The sequence below is a fragment of the Kordiimonas lacus genome, assembly GCF_001550055.1.
Classification (GTDB): Bacteria; Pseudomonadota; Alphaproteobacteria; order Sphingomonadales; family Kordiimonadaceae; genus Kordiimonas; species Kordiimonas lacus.
The window spans coordinates 70,441-88,963 of record NZ_LRUA01000010.1 but is presented as its reverse complement, the minus strand read 5'-3'; the positions used below and the strand labels follow the sequence as shown (position 1 = coordinate 88,963).

The following is an 18,523-nucleotide window of genomic DNA, read 5'->3' as shown; positions in this document are numbered from 1 at the left end:
GGCGTCCCGCAGCAAAAAGATACACGTGTGGCGTGGAATCAGGCGATGGGCGGTTGGGCAAAGGACGCAACAGGGGCGCCATTTGGTTGCTGCAATGTGTCCATTTCAAATAGGGCTTGGCCGAAAATGCGGGAGGAGGCTTCGGCCAGGGCAGGCATCAGGGCAGGCGCGGACTGGATGGCTTGACCACAGCAGGCGTCGCCGCCTGGGCACTCCCGCTCCTGAGTGCAGGTGTCACCTTCAAGGCCGTCTACTACATGCATTTGCTGCATCATTTCGTTATCGCAACAATCCATATCCTGGGACGTGTCGGAGGTTGCCCCGGCGCTTTGTCCCAGCATGGTCGCCAGCAGGAATAGGGTGGCGATGATATGTGCGATCCGTGTCATCGGGCGCAATTTAACCCCGGAGGTTGGTCCAAGGTCAAGCGGCTTTGTTTCACCAATTAGTGACAGGGACGATACCAGGCTGTGATAAATCGGCGCAGACGGTTGCAATTTCCGCTTATGTAGCCTTTGTTTAACCAAGGTTCGCCTATAGTAGGAAAGCCGTACACAACCAACAGGGACAGCAGTGCAGTATGAGTGAACGTGTCGCCATTATCCGAAACCGGTTCGCAGGACAGGGCAAAAGCAGCCTTGTGGACCGGATCGCTGAAAAGCTTCGGCGTGGCGGCCAGCATGTGCGCATGCTGAACACCGAGTTTGCCGGCCATGCGACCGAGCTGGCGACCAAGATCGCCGCGACGGGCGAAGCCGATGTGATTGTGGCGGCGGGCGGTGATGGCACCATCCGCGAGGTGGCAGAAGGCGCATACGGCCACAAGGTGCCGGTGGGCATCATTCCGGCGGGGTCTGCCAATGTGCTGGCGCGCGAACTCGGCTATATGAAAAGCGGGCAGGTCAGCGCCCGGCATGTGGCCAACGCGCTACTGTCGCGTGATATTGTTGACCTTTACCCCTTTGAGGTGGAGCGCGATGGCCGGGTGCAGCTGGGGCTGTGCTGGGTTGGCGTTGGTTTCGATGCCGAAGTGCTTCGGAACGTGTCGCCAAGCCTCAAGGAAAAGATTGGCCGCACTTCCTTTGTGCCAGCCATCCTACAGGCCCTGGTGGGCGACAGCAGCCTGCCGGATATCACCTGGCATATGCACAAGAACACGAAAGGCACGTGCGGCTGGGCGCTTTTGTCAAACATTCGGCGCTACGCCGGGCCGTTCATTGTGACGAAGAAGACCACATACAACAGCCACGGCCTTGCCTGCCTGATGAGCCAGGAGCACGGCGCCTGGCCGCGCATTATGGACCAACTGGCCATCGGTATGCGGCGTTTTGACAAGCGCGCGGGCGTCTGGCTGCTGGAAAAGGCAACACTTCATCTGGGCAGCGACCAAACCCCTGTGCAGATGGATGGCGATTTCCTGGGCTTCGGTATGGTCGAGGTGACTCCCAAGAAGCATCCGCTGCCGTTCCGCGCCTTCGTGCGCAGGTAGGCACTGAAGGTAGGATAAGGGGCGGCGCACCACCCCTCAGGATTTACCCTTTAAAGCAAATCAAGCTGCATGAAGTCGTCGGGCACGCCCTTCAGGTTCACCGATCGGCCTTCGCGGTCGATCATGGCGCGCACGCGTTGGCGTGTCAGGTTGAGCTGCTCGCTCTGGCCAATGGCCACAGGGCCATCAAACTGGATTTTGATGCGCCACACGGGGCCAAGTTGCCTCGCGCTGCCGTCGGTGCGTTCAAGCGCCAGCACAGTGCCTTCAAATGCGCTGCCCCGGTAGGTACCGCTGGTGCGGTCCCCAACCTGGATGGGTGGGCGGTTTGCATGTACAGTCTCTTGCTGTCGCAACTGGGCCGAGAGGGTGTTCCAGTCCCGGCACCCTTCTTCTTTTGATATGGCCTCCAGAGATTGCGCATGGCTAAGCGTGTGCCCAAGGTCGGACATATAGGATCGGAGCCGCTTTGCGCGCCCCTTCATCTGGGTAATAAGATCAGTCATCAGTTCGCCTTTCGCGAACGGCAGTTCATTTGGAAACGGGGCCCGCTTTGCCGCCCGTGGCCGTTCGTGATGACGGTTTGGACGAATGATCTCCATTGAAGATCGGATGGTACCGAGAGATCTTCACCATGCCCCTGTGGGGCGCGGGCGGCAGGCGATCCCTGAAAGCCTTGGCAGCCTTGTCTCACAAAAGGCCCAAGGGGTCAATCGTCACGGTACGGTGTCACGATCCATCTTCCCAGTTGCGCGCGCCGGTGATACCGTCAGCCCATCAGGGGAGGAACCATCGATGGCATCACCGAAATTCATGACGGCGCTGGGGCCGGGGCTGTTGTTCGCGGGCGCGGCTGTGGGCACGTCGCATCTTGTGCAGTCCACCCGCGCGGGCGCCGTGTTCGGGCTTGGCCTCCTGGCCGTGGTGATCCTCGCGAATGTCATCAAATACCCCGCTTTCCGGTTCGGCGCCCATTATGCCGCCGCAACAGGCCGCAGCCTGGTGGCAGGCTACCGTGACTTGGGCTGGTTTCCGCCGCTGTTGCTGGGCGCAATTTTGATTTTGGCTGACGGTTTTGCCGTGGCCGCCCTGTCGCTGGTGACGGCGGGCATCGTCAAGGTGGTGTTCGGCCTTGAGGTGTCGATCCTGACGGCTGTGGCGCTTGTGATGGCAGCGGCGGGGGCCTTCCTGATCATAGGCGGCTATCACTGGCTGGAGCGCCTGAATAAACTTTTCATGGCGGTGCTGACAGTCAGCACACTGATCGCCACGGTGCTGGTCCTGCCGAAGGTGGACTGGTCCTTTTATCCCGCTTCCGCGCCGCCCATCGACATGAAGGCCATGCTGTTTGTCGCGGCGCTTGCGGGCTGGATGCCGACGGCGATGGAAAGCTCTATCTTTGCATCGCTGTGGACCGTTGAAAAAGCCAAGGATATGGGGACAAAGCCCAGCCTTGAGGGTGTGCTGGCCGACTTCAACATCGGCTATTGGGGCACGGCAATATTGGCGATCTGTTTTCTGCTATTGGGTGCCGGGATCATGCATTCGGGCGCGGTGGAGCCCGCCGATACCGCCCCTGCCTTCGCCGCCCAGATCATGGCTCTGTACCGCGACACCCTTGGCGCATGGGCCGTGCCGGTGATCGGTATTGCGGCGCTCAGTGTCATGTTTACCACCTGCCTGACGGCCTTTGACGGCCTTGTGCGGGCCTTCGTTGCAGTGGTCGGTGCGCTCCGGGCGCAGCCTCAACCGGATCAGTCCGGATATGAAAAGAAGGCCTATGCGGCCACGCTTCTTGGCTTCCTGGTGGCGGCGTTTCTGCTGCTGTATTTCTTCCTGGGCGGCTTCAAGGGATTTGTGGACTTCGTCACGTCTCTGGCGTTCCTGACTGCGCCGGTGCTGGCCTTCTTCAATCACCGCGTGATGATGGGCAGCAGCGTGCCTGACGGCGATCGCCCGGCACCGTACCTGATGCACTGGAGCCGGGCGGGCATTGCGCTGATGCTACTGTTTGCAGCGGGCTACCTATTCCTGGTTTTCACTTAAGCCCATCTTCTCCAGAAGCGCCTTGTTGCCCATGCCCTTGGCCATGTCCGCAGGCGTGTAGCCGTAACTGCTTTTGATCATGGGGTCTGCGCCCAGGTCCAGAAGCGCCAGGGAAGTCTCGATCTTGCCTTCGCTCAGCGCCCAGGCGAGCGGGGTGGCATTCTCGCGCCCGAGCGGATCAACGTCCGCGCCGGCTTCAGCCAAAAGACGCACCATCTCAGGCTTGCCGCTGAGGCCCGCCATATGCATGGGTGTCAGGTGAAGGGCCGTGGCTTCCGACCGGTGGTTGGCGTCTGCGCCCGCTTCAAGGAGCAGGGTTGCTGTCTCCAGCTGGCCGTCCCGCACGGCTTCCATCAGCGGCGTGAAACCGATGGCGTCTGGCTGGTCAACCGGCGCGCCTGCGGCCAGCAGCCGTTCAACAATCACGCCATGTCCCAGCCGGGCGGCCAGCGCCAGCACAGGCCGGTCGGTGAAATCAAGCGTGTCTGCGGGCACGCCCAGCATCAGGGCTTCAGCCACACCGGCGTCGTCGCCCGCTTCAATCGCTTCCACCATGAAGGCGGCATCGGGTGACGGCATGTCATGGGACGTGTTGAGCATTTTCACCAGTCCCTGATGACCGCGCCGCATGGCGATTTCCAGTGCGTTGCCGTGGCCGGTCAGGCTGGTATCGGCGTCATGCATCAGGAAAAGTTCGACAAAGTCTTCATAGCCATAGTAGGCCGCCCAGTTGATTGCCGGATCGCCATTATTGTCTGCCACATTGACGTCTGCGCCATACTCCAGGAGCGTGCCAGCCAGGTCCATGTCCTGCACCTGTACCGCCAGCATCAAGGGCGTCGCGCCCATATAGTCGCCCCACTGCACGTTGGGGTCAGCCCCCTTTTCCAGAAGCGCTTCAGTGACCGGCTGTAGCTTCTTTTGCACAGCGCGGAACAGGGTGCTGGCGCCCTTGTCATCGGTGGCAGCCGGGTCTGCGCCTGCTTCAAGGGACGCCAGAGCGGCCTCACTGTCGCTCGCCATGATGGCATCCATCAGCGCCTTGTCTGTTGCCGCGTCTGCCGATGCGGCGGTAGTGAAGAAAGCGAGAAGGAGAAAGGACAAGCCCAGGCGTTTCATGATGCTACCCCGAAATGATTGTTTTGTGTGGCCACTCTGCGCCAACGCGCCCGCTTTCAGCAAGTGCCTTTTGGTTTAAGGTGTGCAGCTGAGCCCGGTGCCCGCCGGTGTCGCGCCGCCCCTGACATCCATGATCCCACTTCACCTCAGCGACGCAACGGTCCACCGCAGTGCCTTTGTATATATTTAGTCGTATGACCTAATGCGGCCGAACAGCGTACAGAACTGTAACGCTTTCATGTGTCAGGGGGGGACAATCATGAAATCCATATCTAAATTGGTAATATTGCTTTCTGTGTCGGTGGGTGGCAGCGCCCACGCTGGCGACACGGCGCCGGTGGCAGAAGGGCCTTTGCTGGGGCAACAGCCGCCAGGGCCAGAGGCCGAAATTTTTGCGCCCGGCATTGTGAACGCGGATAATTTCGAGTCAAAAGAGGGCATGTTCGCGGGCGATATGAACAGCTTCTATTTCGTCAAGGGCGACAAGGATGGGCCGTATCGCGCGCTGGTTCATCTTGAGAAGAAAGGCAACCAGTGGCACCAATCCGTCGCGCTTGAGGGCGAAACAGAACCGTCCTTCTCGCCTGATGGCAAAACCCTCTATTTTCAGACCAAATATATGGAACGCACAGGTTCTGGCTGGACCGGCCTTCAAAGCCTTGGCGCCCCCTTTGCGGATCTCCCGATCATGCGTCTGTCGGGTGCATCCAGCGGCACCTATTACTTTGATACTTTCAGCCCTGAGCTGGATATTCCGGTCCGCTATTCACGGCGGGTCGGCGACCAATATGAGGAGCCGCAGGAGTTGGGCCCGCAGTTTGCGGTTGGCATCTATAACGCTCACCCCTTCATCGCGCCTGATGAAAGCTATATCATCTGGGACAGCCGTAGAGACGGCGGCTACGGCACCTCAGACCTTTACATCAGCTTCCGTCAGAAGGACGGAGCATGGGGCCCTGCCATCAATATGGGGGACAAGATCAACTCCGAGCACGCGGAAAATTATCCCAGCGTATCGCCTGACGGCAAATATCTCTTTTTCGACCGCCGCATCGGCACGGGGCCGGACCGAACGGTCGCGATTTACTGGGTTGATGCCGGGATTATCGAAGACCTGCGTCCCGACTAGGGCTTAGTCGACGGCTTTCACTAGCTGCCGGTCGAAGAAGCGCAGCAGCTGGTCCAGCCTGCGCCCACGCTTCAATACCTGGCCGTCCATGCCAATGACGCGCCAGGCCCCTTGCTGCTGGCTAAGCGCCGGTTCCTTGATGACGCGGTACAGCGGCATTTCGGACGCCCGCCGGAAAATCGAGAAAACGGCCTGATCGCGCAGGTGATCGATGGCATAGTCGCGCCATTCGCCGGCAGCGACCATACGGCCATAAACATTCAAAATCTGATTGAGTTCGGGGCGCATGAAATAGACGACCGAGCCTCGTCCCGCCTTTGAGGCGTTTCGAGGGGGCTGCCCCAGAATATGGATGGATGATGCTTCGTCCATGCACTCCTCTTCCTTGCCATTTTGCTGAAAAATGCGGTCAATAGCAAGCCTGGTGCGACAAGGCCCCTTGAATACGGTTGACCCCTTCCTACATGAATGAGATAACAATAAAGCCGATTTCGAGAAAATAATTGAGACGGCAAACGACAACAAAGCGAGGAATTATCCCATGAAACACGCGAATACCGTTCGCCGGAGTGTGTTTGGTCTTGCGCTTGCAAGCCTGACGGCTGCCACCATTTTGACTCCAGCTGCCTCAGCCATGATGGCCATGCATCCTGACCACGCCCAGGAAGTCGTCAATGACCGCGACGTCAAGGATTTCACCAAAATCCGCATTAAGGGTGCGATGGAACTGAAAGTGACAGCAGGCGAAAGCTTCTCCGTGAAGGTTGAAGGTGATGACGACGATGTGGCGCGTCTGGAAAGCTATGTCAGCAGCGGCACGCTGGTGCTCGACAATTCTGACGACGACGACCATGACGGCGACATGCATTTCGATTCTGACGATGTAACAGTCACCATCACCATGCCCAACCTTGAGGAATTTGAGGTGATGGGCGCGGTGGACGCCGAAATGAAGAACCTCAAGAGCGAGAAATTGGTCATCGACCTCAAGGGCGCTGGCTCGATCGAGCTTGACGGCACGTGCGGCACACTGGAAGTCGAGCTGAAGGGCGCAGGCGAAGTGGACGCCGAAGAGCTTGAGTGCGCAGACGTTGAAGTGAGCGTAAAAGGTGTTGGCGAAGCCAAGGTCTTTGCCAGCGAAAGCGTTGACGCTGATGTAAGTGGTATCGGTTCCATCACTGTTTATGGCGATCCGAAGAAGGTACGCCAGAGTGATAGCTGGCTCGGCAAGATCCGCATCAAATAATCCTGGGGAGGGAATTATGAAGAATCTGTTTAAAGCGTCTGCAGCGGCAGCAGCCCTTGCGGTTGGTGCAATGGCCGTACAGGCCGACGATGTGTCTGAAGAAACCCGTGACCTTGGTGCCTTTGACGAAGTGTATCTGATGGGCTCCATGGATGTGGAAATCAAGGTTGGTGGTACGCAGTCTGTCCGCGTTGTGGCCGACAGTGACATCATCGAGCACGTTGAAACCAAGATCAAAGGCGATGGCCTGCGCATCGGCATGGAGCGGGGCAACTACCGCAACATCAAGCGTATGACAGTTTATATCACTGTGCCATCCTTGGACGCGGCCGGTATCCATGGTTCTGGGGATATGCTGGTAGACGGCGCCAAGGCCGACGACTTCGACATGGATATCCACGGCTCTGGTAATGCCACCTTCAATGACCCTGAGTTCGGCAAGCTTGACCTGAACGTGCACGGTTCCGGCGACAGTACCTTTAAGAACGCCAAGTTTGGTGACGTTGACATCAGCGTGCATGGCTCCGGCGACATTGAAATGGACGGCAGCTGCGACGAGATTGAGATCGGCGTACAGGGCTCTGGCGATGTTGAAGTGGATGACCTGACCTGCAAAACGGCGGACGTGACGGTGCAGGGCTCCGGTGATGTATCGGTGCATGCCAGCGAGACCGCCAAAGTTTCCATCCACGGTTCTGGCGACGTTGACGTGCACGGCAACCCTGACAAGCTGCGTACCAATGTGCGTGGTTCAGGCGATATTGAAGTACGCTGACCCGCCAACCTGGCAATTTGAGAGATAAAGGAAACCCCGGCTTATGTCGGGGTTTTTCCGTTCAGGTCTCTTTTGTGTTGCAGCAGCCGGCATCTTCCTGAACCGGTGGGCAGGGTACGGTCCCGTAGGAACAATAGACACAGCAGTCCCCCGGAAGTGGCTTCAACAGTGCGCCGCAACCCGGACAGTCGAAAAAATACTGGCAGGCATCGGTGGGCATCGTGTTTGTTACCTTGTGGCCGCATTCGGGGCAGGTCAGTGTTGACTTAAGCTCAATCATCTAGGTTCCCCTGAATCCGAAAAGGACGAGCAGGTCCTGCTCATAAAAGGGTGCGAGATAGGCGGCCGCCACAAATGCAAACGCAAGGACAAACACGATAACGGTTCTGGTCGTCAGGGTGCTTCTGTTGCGGAGGGCAAGGATGGCAGCCCCCACGATCATGATCACCGCTATGCCGAGAAACGCCTGCCGATATTGCATGAAGAACCCGAGCTGTGCGATCACGCTGCTGCCAACCCCCAGATTGAATAGCACCAGTGGCAACACACAGCATGAACCGCCGATGATGGCGCCCAGGCTGCCAATCAGGCTGCCGCTGGCAGCCCAAATTGTCTGGCGTGTTTCTGCAGTGTTGTTCCGTTCCAACATGTCTGCCATGATAAAGTCTGTATATAATACAGGCTCAAGGCGAAAATGACATCATCGCAAAAACGTGACTACACAAGGGGCAGGTTGGCCAAAGAAAGCGGCGTCAATCTGGAAACCATCCGTTTTTATGAAAAGATAGGCCTGATGCCGGACCCGCCGCGCACGGCGTCGGGCTATCGGTGCTATTCCATCGATCATCTGAAGCGCCTGAAATTTATCCGAAGGTCTCGCGAATTGGGATTCACCAATAAGGAGGTGCGGACCCTGCTTGAGATGATGGATGGCAGCTATGCCTGTGACGATGTGAAGACACTGGCCCTGTCGCATGCCGGGCAGATTGGGGAAAAAATTGAGGCCTTGTTGAGGTTGAAGTCAGCCCTTGAAGGGTTGGCAGCTGAATGCGCTGGTGGGGAAACGCCCGACTGCAAGATCATCGATCATCTTTATGACCTGTGAGTCTCATGGGGTGGCTGGGCTGTCTGGGACCGGCGCGCTTCGGATGTCCCTTGCTCATAAGTGTCAGGTTTCCATCTAAGCTAAGGTTCTAAAGCTGCCCTGAAATGGTCATATTTGAGCCCCGCGCCAGCCGCAATGCAGGTCGAATTTTCAATTGTTGGCCTCGACTGGCCCGATCGTTATGCGGAGCGCTGAACCCCTAGCCCCTTATCTTCGCATTGTCCCACGGTCGGGCCAGCATTCCTCCCCAAAAGGCATCAAAAGTGTTCTGCCATCACAAAATGGTTTTCTTACTCGACAATTCCGCACTCGCCGGGCAGGCTAGCGCCAGATTTGGCCCCAAATGACCAGGGCTTGACCATGTGCGATTAAGGGAGAGATACATGAGGCAGCTTTTTGAGCTTTGCGGTCGCGACGAGGAAGTGCGGTTCAGCCCCTATGTCTGGCGCATCAGGATGGCCATGAAGCATAAAGGCCTCGACTTTGAAGGCGTAGCTGTTCGTTTCCTCAACAAGCAACCGCTCGAAAGTGCCCAGTCGAAGACCGTGCCGGTACTGAACGACGACGGCACCTGGGTGAAAGACAGTTTCGACATCGCGCTTTACCTGGAAAAAACCTATCCCGATGCTCCGCTTTTTGGCGGCGCTATTGCCGAAGGGCAGGCCCGACTTTTGAATGCCTTTATCGATAACACAGTGGTGCGCGGCATCTTCCCCATGATCGTGGCCGATATCCATGCGCGCTTGGACGAAAAGAACGGGGCCTATTTCCGCGAAACCCGTGAAAAATTCCTCGGCTGCAGTCTGGAAGAGGCGCAAGCGGGCCGGGACGCCGCACTGCCAAAACTCAGGGCGGCGCTCACGCCGATCCGGCATACTCTGATGGCCCAGCCATTCCTGTCGGGCGACGCGCCAGCCTGGGCGGACTATTGTCTGTTCGGGACCTTGATGTGGGCCCGTATCGCCAGCGATTTTGAGTTGCTGGGGGAAGATGATCCGATCCACGAGTGGCGCGAGGGCATGCTCGACATGTTTGACGGGTACGCCCGGGCCGCAAAGCTCGGATACTAGTGTTGAGAAACCTTGCCTTGATCCGCTAGAAACCTTATCTAGCAACGAAGAAGAATGATAGGCCGCGCCCAAGCGGCCGCCGACCGAAGGGGGATATCTGGTCATGGATGTGTTGCTTGAAGCACAGGACCTCAAAAAGCATTTCGGGGCGCTAAAGGCCGTGGACGGCATCTCGCTTTCCGTCAAGAAGGGCGAAGTGCTCGGCTTTCTGGGGCCAAACGGCGCCGGCAAAACCACCACCATGAAGATGCTCACTGGTTTTCTGGCGCCCACCAGCGGGCAGGCTATTGCCTGCGGTGAGACCATCTCAACCGGCAATGTTGCGGCCCGGCGGCGCATCGGCTACCTGCCGGAAGGCGCGCCCCTGTATGGTGATATGACAACCCGCGATTTTCTGGCCTTTGTTGCGGCCGCGCACGGCATTGAAGGCGGTGAAGCGCGCGATGTGGTGGAAAGTGCAGCGGGTGCCGTGCATCTCCATAGCGTGATGGACCAGCGGGTGGAGACACTGTCCAAGGGCTTCAAGCGCCGGGTAGGGCTTGCGGCTGCCATCCTGCATGCACCGGATGTGCTGATCCTCGATGAGCCCACAGACGGGCTTGACCCCAACCAGAAGCACGAAGTCAGGCGGTTGATTGAAGCCATGTCTGTCGACCGGGCGATCATTATTTCCACCCATATTCTGGAAGAGGTGGATGCCCTGTGCCACCGCGCGGTGATCATCAACAAGGGCCGCATCGTGGCTGACGGCACACCGTCAGAGCTGCGGGCCCGGTCCAAATACAGGAACGCGGTTACCATGCTGGTGCCCCGGTCCGAGGCGGAGAAGGCCGCGTCAGCGATGAAATCGATCCGCATGGTGGCGAAGGTTGAAGCCGCAAATGAAGGCGACGACGTGCGCCTGACGGTACTGGCCCGCGACGGGGCGGAAATATCCGATTCCATCGGTGATATAGCCGCTGTCAGCAACTGGAAGGTCAGGCAGTTCTCGGTTGAGGCCGGGCGGCTTGACGATGTGTTCCGCCAAGTAACGGAGGGCCGGTGAGATGAAAGCGACGCTGACCATTTTCCGGCGTGAATTCGCCAGCTATTTCGCCACACCGGTGGCCTATGTGTTCCTGGTGATTTTCCTTGTCATGCAGGGGCTGTTTACCTTCTACCTCGGCCAATTCTACGCGCGCGAGCAGGCTGACCTTGTGGCCTTCTTCACCTACCAGCCGTGGCTGTATCTGTTCCTGATGCCTGCCATTGCCATGCGGCTGTGGGCGGAGGAACGCAAAAGCGGCACGTTCGAGCTTCTCTTGACGCTGCCGATCCCCATGGGGTCGATCGTTGTCGGCAAATATCTGGCTGCGGTGGCGTTTGCCGCGCTGGCGCTTCTTTTCACGGCGCCCATCTGGATCACGGTCAACTGGCTGGGGTCACCTGATAACGGCGTTATCTTCACCGGCTATATCGGGTCGCTTCTGATGGCGTCGGCTTATCTGGCAATCGGCAGTGCCTTGTCCGCGACCACCAAGAACCAGGTGGTGGCCTTCATTCTGGCGGTTACGGTCTGCTTCCTGTTCCTGGTGTCCGGCCTGCCGATGGTGGTGGACCTCTTTAGTGGCTGGGCGCCGGAAGGCATCACGCTTGCGGTTGCCAATTTCTCCTTCCTCATCCATTTCGACAACCTGCAAAAGGGCGTCGTGTCCTTTGCTGATGTTTTCTATTTCATCGCGGTGATTGCCTTCTGGCTTTGGGTCAACCGGGTCGTGGTTGAAAGTAAGCGGGAGGCAGGATAATGGCCGAAGACAAGAAGCAAGAGCAACAGAGTATGGCGGCTAAAGGCTTCATGAAACGCCCGGGCATCCAGATCCTGATGGGCGCGCTTTTGTTCCTCTCGGTGACGGTCATCGCCGACCGCTACATGCGCGGTGTGCGGCTCGATCTGACGGACGAGGGGCTTTATACGCTCTCAAGCGGTACCATCAAGGCGCTGAAGCAGTTTGATGAGCCGGTGACCCTGAATTTCTATTTTTCCAAATCGCTCGCGGCGCCTTATCCGCAGGTCCTGACCTACGGCAAGCGGGTGGAGGACATGCTGCGTGCGCTCGCGGCCCAGAACCCGTCAAACATTCACCTGTCAGTGATTGACCCTGAGCCCTTCTCGGAAGCAGAAGATGATGCGGTGGCTGCGGGGCTCAAGGGCATTCCGCTCGGCGACGGCTCCACGCTCTACATGGGGCTGACGGCCAGCAACTCCACCGACGGCACGGGCGCAATCCCCTTCTTTTCAGAAGAGCGGGAAAAGTTCCTGGAATATGACCTGGTGAAAATGCTGGTGGGGTTGGACCGTACGGACCTCAAGACGCTTGGCCTCCTGACCCAGCTGCCGATGCCGTATGGGCCGGGTGGCCCGCAGGCCATGATGCAGGGTCAGGCACAGCCCTATGTGCTCTATGAGCAGCTCGGCGAAGCCTTTGATCTGGTGGATATCGACCCCGATTTTGAAGCCCTGCCGGAAGGCCTGGATGTGCTGATGATCGTGCATCCGCCTGAGCTCACTGAAGACCAGCTTTTCGCCATTGACCAATATGTGCTGAAGGGCGGCCGCACGCTGGTGTTCCTGGACCCGCACTCGGAAGCCATGAACCCGCGGGCCATGGCGCCAAGTGCTTCCACGCTCGGACCGCTGCTGCCTGCCTGGGGCGTGACCATGCCGGAAGGCAAAGTGGTGGGTGACGCGTCGCTGGCGCAGCGCGTACAAATGGGCGGCTATGGCCCTGACGCGGTGAAGGATTATATCTTCTGGCTGGCGGTAACGGATAACTTCCTGACCACCGATGACCCGGTCAGCGGGTCGGTCAACAGCCTCAACCTTGCCAGCAGCGGCGTGCTGGAGCCAGCCCCGGAGGCGACCACAAGCGTGCAGCCGCTGATGACCACAAGCTCGGTCGCCATGCTGTATGACGCCACGCGCGCTGTGGGCATGCCGGACCCGGACAGCCTGATCCGCGACCTGGAACCAGCGGGCCAATCCTATATCCTGTCGGCGCGTATTACCGGCCGTGCGTCAACCGCTTTTCCGGAACGCGCAGCAGCCGAAGGCGGCCCGGTCAAGGACCCGGCGCTCAAGGAAGGCGATGTCAATCTGGTGGTGACGGCAGACAGTGATCTGTTCGATGACCGCTTCTGGGTGCAGCTGCAGCAGTTCCTTGGCCAGCGGATCGTTGTGCCGCTTGCGGGCAACGGCAGCTTTGTCCTCAATATGGCGGACCATATCTCGGGCTCTGACGCGCTTCTGGACCTGCGCGGTCGCGGCATCTCCAAGCGCCCGTTCGAGGTGGTGGACGATATCCGCCGTGAAGCCGAGGCCAAATATCTGGCTGAAGAACAGCGCCTTGAAAATGAGCTGCAGGCCACAGAGGACCGCATCGCCCAACTGGAAGCGCAGAAGCCTGAAGGCACCACGGTGCTGTCGGGGGACCAGGAGGCTGAAATCAGCCGTTTTCGCACCCAGCTTCTCGAGACCAGGAAGGCGCTTCGGGAAGTGCAACGGTCGCTCAGGTCTGAAATCGATAGCCTTGGCAACTGGCTGGCGGCCATCAATATCGTGCTGATGCCGCTCATGATCATTGCCTTTGCGCTCATTCGTGTGCTACTGCGCCGCCGACGCCAAGACAATAAGCTTGCCTGATGCGGGCCCAATAACGGAGCTAAAGAGAGAGGCATGTCTGAAAGACTGACCAACATTCTCGGTTATCTCACGCTGTTTGCCATCCTGGGCGCTATCTGGGTGCTGTTCGGTGAAGACCCGACGCGCGACCAGGGCGGTAGGGGCGAACCCACCTTCGTGGGGCTGAAGGACAGCATCAATGATGTCGCGGGCCTCAGCCTGACAACCGGCGACAGCAAAGTGACGCTTGAAAAAGCCGATGATGCCTGGACCGTCGCCGAACGGAACGGCTATCCGGCCGACCTTGCCAAGGTGCGGGATTTCCTGCGCGGTGTGGCGCTGTCGGAAAGGCGCGAGCCCAAAACTGCTGATCCCGACCGGTTCGAGCAGATCGGCCTGGGCGGCTCCGGCACGGCCGTGTCGCTCCGTGACGCCAAGGGCGAAACCATGCGGGCTTTCGCCATGGGCAAACAGAGCACCATCGGCAGCGACCGGTCCCTGACCTATGTTTTCCAGGACAGCGACACCCGCTCCTGGCTTGTAACGTCGCTTGCCGAAGCGTCCGCTGATCCAGCCTGGTGGCTCAAGACAGACCTACTGGATATCGCAGATAGCCGCGTGCGGTCCATCAGCCTGGGCGGAACGGTGCTGTCCCGCACGCTGAACGCGGAAGATTACACGATTGACGGTCTGAAAGACGGCGAGGAAGCTGTGCCGTCCTGGCAGCTGAATGAACCCGCGCGCGTGCTAACGGGCCTCAGCTTCGCGGACGTTCGTCATCTGGGTAACCCGCTGGCCGCGCCCAAGCGGCAGGTAGCGCTCGTGACCCACGACGGCCTGCGCCTGATGGTCACGCTCTATGACATGGACGATGCTACCTGGGCACAGGTGTCAGCCATTCATGACGAGAGCCTGATGAGCGAAGGCGAAGCCGGCCTACTGCCAGATGCGCCAGTAGACGGTGCGGCTGAAGCAGACGCCATCAACGCCAGAACCCGCGGCTGGTTTTTCAAGCTGGCAGACGGTGACGCTGAGGTTTTGATGCGTGACCGCGATGCTTTTGTTAAGGCACCAGTGCCTGCTGCCTCTTGATCCGGCGGAATAGTTTCCTAAATCAAGGACAATTCCTGGTGTGCCTTTCCGGGCGCACCGCAATTTTGCACAACACCAAAACAGCTAGCTGAGAGAAAACATGTCTGAAGTAAAAACAGAAAAAATGGGGTTCGAAGCCGAAGTTTCCCGCCTGCTGCATATGATGGTGCATTCGGTCTATTCGGACCGCGAGATTTTCCTGCGGGAGCTGATCTCGAACGCCTCTGACGCGTGCGACAAGCTGCGCTATGAAGCGCTGACGAAACCAGAGCTGGCATCTGGCGATTTCGGCATCTCCATCACGGCTGACGCCGACGCGAAAACCCTCACGATCGCTGATAACGGCATCGGCATGGACCGCGACGACCTGATCGCCAACCTGGGGACCATCGCGCGGTCAGGCACCGCCAATTTCGTTGACCAACTGACCGGCGACAGCAAGAAAGACATGCAGCTCATTGGCCAGTTTGGTGTGGGCTTCTACAGTGTCTTCATGGTGGCCGATATGGTGCATGTCACCACCAGGAAAGCGGGCGACGAGCATGCTTGGCTGTGGTCGAGCGCGGGTGAGGGCTCATACGAGATCGCCGAAGCCACCAAGGAAAATGCAGGCACCCAGATTGTGCTGCACCTCAAGGATGACGCCAAGGACTTCCTTGAGCGCTACCGGCTTGAGAAAATCATCACCACCTACAGTGACCATATCGCCGTGCCGATCACGCTGGCGATCAAGGGGGGCGATAAGAAAGACGACGACGAGGGCGATGAGCCCAAGGTCGTCAACGAAGGCTCCGCCATCTGGACGCGCCCGAAGAGCGACATCACAGACGAGCAGTATGCCGAGTTCTACCGCCATGTGGGCCACGGCTTCGATGATCCAAGTGTAACGCTGCACTATAAGGTCGAGGGCATGCAGGAATATACTGTTCTGCTGTTCGTACCCACCAAGCAGCCGATGGACCTGTTTGACCCCGCGCGCAAGAACCGGGTGAAGCTTTATGTGAAGCGCGTCTTCATCACAGACGACAGCGAAGACCTGCTGCCGGGCTGGCTGCGCTTCATGCGCGGCGTGGTCGACAGCCAGGACCTGCCGCTCAATATCAGCCGCGAAATGCTGCAGAACAACCCGACGCTTGAGCGCATGTCGAAAGCCATCACCAAGCGCGTACTCAGTGAATTCGAAAAGCTGGCGGAAAAAGACACCGAGAAATTCGAAGCCATCTGGGACGAATTCGGCGCGGTGATCAAGGAAGGCATCTATGAGGACTTTGAGCGCCGCGATGCCATTCTCAAGATTGCCCGCTTCAAGTCCACGGGCGTGGACGGCTGGACGACGCTCGCGGACTATGTGTCCCGCATGAAGGACAAGCAAAGCGCCATCTATTATATCACCGGCACGGACGCCGAGGCGGTGAAGCGTAGTCCGCAGCTTGAAGGCTTCCGTGCCAAGGGCATTGAGGTGCTGCTGCTGGCAGACCCGATCGATGATTTCTGGCTGCAGATGGCACCTGATTTCGACGGCAAGCCGTTCAAATCCATCACCCGCGGCGCATCGGAGTTGAAAGACATCGCGGGCGACGACAAGGAAGACGAAACCGAGAAAGCACCGGAAGGCGACCTGGCGAAACTGACGGCGCTGATGAAGGAAGTCTTCGGGGACAAGATCAAGGATGTGCGCGCCTCTGACCGCCTGACGACGACAGCAGCGTGTCTCGTTGCGGACGATAGCGGCATGGACATGCATATGGAGCGCATCCTGAAGGCTCATAAACAGCTGGGCGCTGTGTCCGCCAAGATCCTTGAGATCAACCCGGGTCACGCGGTGATCCGCAAGTTGGCTGAAAAGGCCGGCGACAAGGGCGCGATCGATACGCTAGCGGACCCTGTGCTTCTGCTGCTGGACCAGGCAAAAATCCTTGAGGGCGACGAGCTGGATGATACCGCCGCCTTCGCCCGCCGCCTGTCCGCCGCGATGGAGAAGGGGCTGGTTTAGACGCCGTCCTGTTGTCACCCTGAACTTGTTTCAGGGTCCATTCTTCAACCCGGATATTGGTTGAAGCCGTTGTATGGATGCTGAACCAAGTTCAGCATGACGAAAAGGGAATTGATAGACTCGCCGGTCATTCCGGCGAGTGACGAATGAGACAAAAGCCCCGGTGTCGCCGGGTCTTTTTCTTCTTTCGGAACAGAATGTTGGAATTTTAATGACAAGGCATTGAAACCCAGCCATAGGCACTCCCATATCAGATTGAACAGAAACAAAGAGGGGGGCGCCATCAATCAGAATTCATGACGACAGGAAGGGGCGGCAGTTGTGCCTCTGCCTGAAAAAATAAGCCGGAAGACCGGCGTGTACCAAAAAAAGCGAGGAAAAAAGTGAAGACTGTTTTTAAAGGTCTGTGTGCGACATTGATCGCTGCAGCCGCCGTTCAGGCTGCAGATAAACCAACCCCTGTCACGGCCCCGCAGGAGGCCCATTATACGCCGGAACAGGTCCAGGCAGATATTGATGGATGGATGCATTGGCTGCACCGGACCCACCCCCAGCTGACCTACACAATCAAAGATATCGATGCCTTCTATGCCCAGGTTCAGGGCCTCAAGGAAAGCATTGATGCACCGCTGACGAAAGCGGAACTGTGGCAGAAGCTGACACCGATCAACGAGACCTTCTCGGACGCCCACCTGATGGTTGGCTACAAAAGCAACGAAGAGTATCTGAAACAGCAGTTAAGTCAGGGTGCGAAACTGTTCCCACTTGATGTCGCGATCACGGATCAGGACACGGTGATCATCAAGTCGCTTGCGGGCGGCGCGCCAACGGGCCTTCGCGGCAGCGAGATTGTGGCCATCAACGGCACGCCGGTGGGCAAGTTCCTGCCGGAACTTCTGAAACGCCAGCACGGTGACACACCAAGCCACCGCCGCACGATCGCGGCCAAGCGCTGGAGCTTCCTTTATCTGGCCACCTTCGGGTCAACAGACAGCTTTGACATATCGTTCGAGCAGGACGGTGCGACGCGCACCATTTCGCTGCCGGGCCATGGTGACATTCAGAAAACCGCCTATGCCACCGAGACGCTGGAAAACACCTACGCTTGTGAGATGCGCGGTGAGGCGACAGCCTATCTGCGGGTGGACAGCTATTATTGGGAGGATGTCGACGGCTATCTGGCCTTCATGGACAATTGTTTCACCAGCTTCAAGGAGGCCGGCGCCGAAAAGCTGATCGTGGATATCCGCGAAAATGGCGGCGGAGACGACATGTTCTGGATGGCCGGCCAGATGCAATATATCGCCCAGGTGCCATACCGGCATGGCAGCAGCTTCAAGGTACGCATTCTGGAAAAATATCGCGATCCGGGCGAAGTGGTCGGCGATGTGGTTTCGGGTGAAATCAGCCGCATGCGGCCGCCGGAAACTGACCTGAAGAATGCCTTCGACGGTGACTTCTATCTGATGGTTGGCCCCTACACCTATTCGTCTTCGATCCTGTTCGCCAACGCGGTCAAGGACCATGGCATCGGGAAAATTGTTGGGGTGCCGACAGAAGGCAAGCGGGGCCAGACCGGGGGCACCCAGCGCTATATGTTCCCGAACACAGGGCTGAAGGCCGTGTCACCGCGCTTTATCCTGCAGCCACCAAAGGGTGGGGACAGCCAGGCGCCTGTGCCGGTTGATATCCCACTTGATACCGCCGGATTGGACGGTGACAAGGCGCTGGATGCCTTCATCCAGACGATTGAGGCTGACCGGTAGGGTTTCGCCGGATCATCACATAATGAAAAGCCCCG

General features: G+C 58.5%; 19 protein-coding genes. 13 read left to right on the top strand and 6 right to left on the bottom strand.

Annotated features, from left to right (window positions below):
• Window positions 1-38 precede the first annotated feature (38 nt).
• A complete protein-coding gene (locus tag KORLAC_RS15290; RefSeq protein ID WP_068308021.1) occupies window positions 39-389 on the bottom strand; it encodes a hypothetical protein in 351 nt (116 codons plus the stop codon).
• Window positions 390-580: 191 nt separating this feature from the next.
• Here KORLAC_RS15290 and KORLAC_RS15285 point away from each other — a divergent pair, with 191 nt between their 5' ends.
• Window positions 581-1,489 carry a diacylglycerol/lipid kinase family protein gene (locus KORLAC_RS15285; protein ID WP_068308018.1) on the top strand — a complete coding sequence of 303 codons (909 nt, stop codon included), beginning with the start codon at window positions 581-583 and terminating at the stop codon, window positions 1,487-1,489.
• Between the two features lie 50 nt (window positions 1,490-1,539).
• On the opposite strand, the gene KORLAC_RS15280 is transcribed toward KORLAC_RS15285, so the two are convergent.
• Complete coding sequence (locus KORLAC_RS15280) at window positions 1,540-1,995, bottom strand: glyoxalase superfamily protein (RefSeq protein WP_139167403.1); 456 nt, start codon at window positions 1,993-1,995, stop codon at window positions 1,540-1,542.
• Window positions 1,996-2,101: 106 nt separating this feature from the next.
• On the opposite strand from KORLAC_RS15280, the gene KORLAC_RS15275 reads away from it, so the two are divergent.
• Complete coding sequence (locus tag KORLAC_RS15275; protein ID WP_160328648.1) at window positions 2,102-3,535, top strand: NRAMP family divalent metal transporter; 1,434 nt, start codon at window positions 2,102-2,104, stop codon at window positions 3,533-3,535.
• On the opposite strand, the gene KORLAC_RS15270 is transcribed toward KORLAC_RS15275, so the two are convergent.
• Window positions 3,515-4,654, bottom strand: a complete 1,140-nt coding sequence (locus tag KORLAC_RS15270; protein ID WP_068308009.1) for an ankyrin repeat domain-containing protein — start codon at window positions 4,652-4,654, stop codon at window positions 3,515-3,517. The genes KORLAC_RS15275 and KORLAC_RS15270 overlap by 21 nt on opposite strands.
• Before the next feature lie 259 nt (window positions 4,655-4,913).
• On the opposite strand from KORLAC_RS15270, the gene KORLAC_RS15265 reads away from it, so the two are divergent.
• The gene (locus tag KORLAC_RS15265) at window positions 4,914-5,783 is read left to right on the top strand and encodes a TolB family protein (protein WP_074519260.1); all 870 of its coding nucleotides are present in this window, start codon (window positions 4,914-4,916) and stop codon (window positions 5,781-5,783) included.
• Between the two features lie 3 nt (window positions 5,784-5,786).
• Here the strand turns inward: KORLAC_RS15265 and KORLAC_RS15260 are convergent, their stop codons facing one another.
• A complete protein-coding gene (locus KORLAC_RS15260) occupies window positions 5,787-6,155 on the bottom strand; it encodes a DUF2794 domain-containing protein (protein ID WP_068308004.1) in 369 nt (122 codons plus the stop codon).
• 169 nt (window positions 6,156-6,324) lie between these two features.
• Here KORLAC_RS15260 and KORLAC_RS15255 point away from each other — a divergent pair, with 169 nt between their 5' ends.
• Entirely contained in the window at window positions 6,325-7,029 is a 705-nt protein-coding gene (locus KORLAC_RS15255; RefSeq protein WP_068308002.1) for a head GIN domain-containing protein, read from the top strand.
• Window positions 7,030-7,045: 16 nt separating this feature from the next.
• Window positions 7,046-7,804, top strand: a complete 759-nt coding sequence (locus KORLAC_RS15250; RefSeq protein ID WP_068307998.1) for a head GIN domain-containing protein — start codon at window positions 7,046-7,048, stop codon at window positions 7,802-7,804.
• Between the two features lie 61 nt (window positions 7,805-7,865).
• Here the strand turns inward: KORLAC_RS15250 and KORLAC_RS19200 are convergent, their stop codons facing one another.
• Together KORLAC_RS19200 and KORLAC_RS15245 are read right to left on the bottom strand one after the other, a co-directional pair.
• Window positions 7,866-8,084 (bottom strand): GDCCVxC domain-containing (seleno)protein, encoded by a 219-nt coding sequence (locus tag KORLAC_RS19200; RefSeq protein WP_074519261.1) that lies wholly within the window; start codon window positions 8,082-8,084, stop codon window positions 7,866-7,868.
• Entirely contained in the window at window positions 8,085-8,462 is a 378-nt protein-coding gene (locus KORLAC_RS15245; protein ID WP_068307995.1) for a hypothetical protein, read from the bottom strand.
• A 36-nt stretch (window positions 8,463-8,498) separates the two neighbouring features.
• Here KORLAC_RS15245 and KORLAC_RS15240 point away from each other — a divergent pair, with 36 nt between their 5' ends.
• The 8 genes from KORLAC_RS15240 to KORLAC_RS15205 all read left to right on the top strand — a co-directional run bounded on the left by KORLAC_RS15240 (window position 8,499) and on the right by KORLAC_RS15205 (window position 18,488).
• On the top strand, window positions 8,499-8,909 hold the full coding sequence (locus KORLAC_RS15240) for a MerR family transcriptional regulator (RefSeq protein WP_068307992.1): 411 nt from the start codon (window positions 8,499-8,501) through the stop codon (window positions 8,907-8,909).
• 383 nt (window positions 8,910-9,292) lie between these two features.
• Window positions 9,293-9,979 carry a glutathione S-transferase family protein gene (locus KORLAC_RS15235; RefSeq protein ID WP_068307990.1) on the top strand — a complete coding sequence of 229 codons (687 nt, stop codon included), beginning with the start codon at window positions 9,293-9,295 and terminating at the stop codon, window positions 9,977-9,979.
• 112 nt (window positions 9,980-10,091) lie between these two features.
• On the top strand, window positions 10,092-11,024 hold the full coding sequence (locus KORLAC_RS15230; protein ID WP_068309334.1) for an ABC transporter ATP-binding protein: 933 nt from the start codon (window positions 10,092-10,094) through the stop codon (window positions 11,022-11,024).
• A gap of 1 nt (window position 11,025) precedes the next feature.
• Window positions 11,026-11,763 (top strand): ABC transporter permease subunit, encoded by a 738-nt coding sequence (locus tag KORLAC_RS15225; protein ID WP_068307986.1) that lies wholly within the window; start codon window positions 11,026-11,028, stop codon window positions 11,761-11,763.
• Window positions 11,763-13,658, top strand: a complete 1,896-nt coding sequence (locus KORLAC_RS15220) for a GldG family protein (protein WP_068307985.1) — start codon at window positions 11,763-11,765, stop codon at window positions 13,656-13,658. The genes KORLAC_RS15225 and KORLAC_RS15220 overlap by 1 nt, the downstream gene beginning before the upstream one ends.
• A gap of 33 nt (window positions 13,659-13,691) precedes the next feature.
• Window positions 13,692-14,729, top strand: a complete 1,038-nt coding sequence (locus KORLAC_RS15215) for a DUF4340 domain-containing protein (protein WP_068307984.1) — start codon at window positions 13,692-13,694, stop codon at window positions 14,727-14,729.
• Between the two features lie 100 nt (window positions 14,730-14,829).
• Entirely contained in the window at window positions 14,830-16,722 is a 1,893-nt protein-coding gene (gene htpG / locus KORLAC_RS15210; RefSeq protein WP_068307981.1) for a molecular chaperone HtpG, read from the top strand.
• A gap of 383 nt (window positions 16,723-17,105) precedes the next feature.
• Entirely contained in the window at window positions 17,106-18,488 is a 1,383-nt protein-coding gene (locus KORLAC_RS15205) for a S41 family peptidase (protein WP_068307979.1), read from the top strand.
• Window positions 18,489-18,523 lie beyond the last annotated feature (35 nt).